The 1,025-nt window shown below is 58.0% G+C and carries 2 protein-coding genes; one reads left to right on the plus strand and one right to left on the minus strand.

The genetic code is table 11. From position 1 onward, the window contains the following. The coding region (locus A2I95_RS42145) for a ferric reductase-like transmembrane domain-containing protein (protein WP_291738183.1) at positions 1 to 567 on the plus strand (567 nt) is incomplete at its 5' end. Between the two features lie 124 nt (positions 568 to 691). Here A2I95_RS42145 and A2I95_RS42150 read toward each other — a convergent pair. Next, the coding region (locus A2I95_RS42150; RefSeq protein ID WP_291738184.1) for a potassium channel family protein at positions 692 to 1,025 on the minus strand (334 nt) is incomplete at its 5' end.

Consider the following 1,025-nt stretch of genomic DNA (forward strand, 5'->3'; position numbering starts at 1 on the left):
GTGTCACTGGTTCTTATCGCCATGGCGATGATGCTTGGGCCGCTGTCACGGCTCTGGCGCCAGGCGACGCGTGTCTTGCCGTACCGTCGGGAACTCGGGATTTATGCCGTCGTTCTGGCGTTCGTTCATGCGACGATCATCCTCTTCGGTTGGGTCGAACTTGATCTGATGCGCCTGTTTGGCTTTGAATTCCATCCCGGTTTACAACGCTATGTCATGGTCAACCACGGGTTTGCTCTGGCAAATGTCTCGGGCCTTTTGGGATTGATCTATGGCCTCGTTCTCGGGCTGACATCGAATGACGCCAGCCTGCGCCTGTTGGGGAACAGTATCTGGAAATATGTGCAACGGGGGACGTATGTGCTCTGGTGGTTGAGTGTCGCACATACCGCATATTTCCTGTTCATCCACTTCCTGGACTACCACCGGCAAACGCCCGAACCGAACTGGGCGCAATGGCCTTTCGTCGCGCTTGTCGCCGCTGTTCTTGGCTTGCAGATTGCAGCGTCCACGGTGACGTGGCGAAAATCCATTGGTGGAGGAGCAAATGCAGCCGTGGCCGAATAGCGCGGCGGGCCGTTTGACCTTTGATCAAGGAGTTGAGCCCTGGTTCAAACCTGGCAGAAACGCGCGCAGGCCGTCCCGTCACGGGTCGCTTGCGTGGCTGGAAGTAGATGCCTGAATTGCAGTTTCAATCCTCTGGTGCCACGCAGGGCCGCCAGTCCCACAGACGGTTCATCGTCGCAAACAGGAAGGACGCAGACCAGGCGATCAGCAAGAGCCCGTTCAGCGCCTCGACACCGGTGAGAAACCGCAGATGCCCGGTTGGAACGATGTCACCGATCCCGAGCGATGTGTAGGTGACGGCCGAGAAGTAGAGGTAGTCAAGCGGGTGTGCCATTGCAGCCCCTTCGAAGCCACCGATCCCGAACACGGTCTCCGCAATCCAGAAGCCGCCCGCGAAGAGCCCGATCTGCAACAGATGGGTGAGAAACAACAGACTCACGATGGAAAGCACGCGCATA

Source organism: Leisingera sp. F5 (assembly GCF_001593695.1).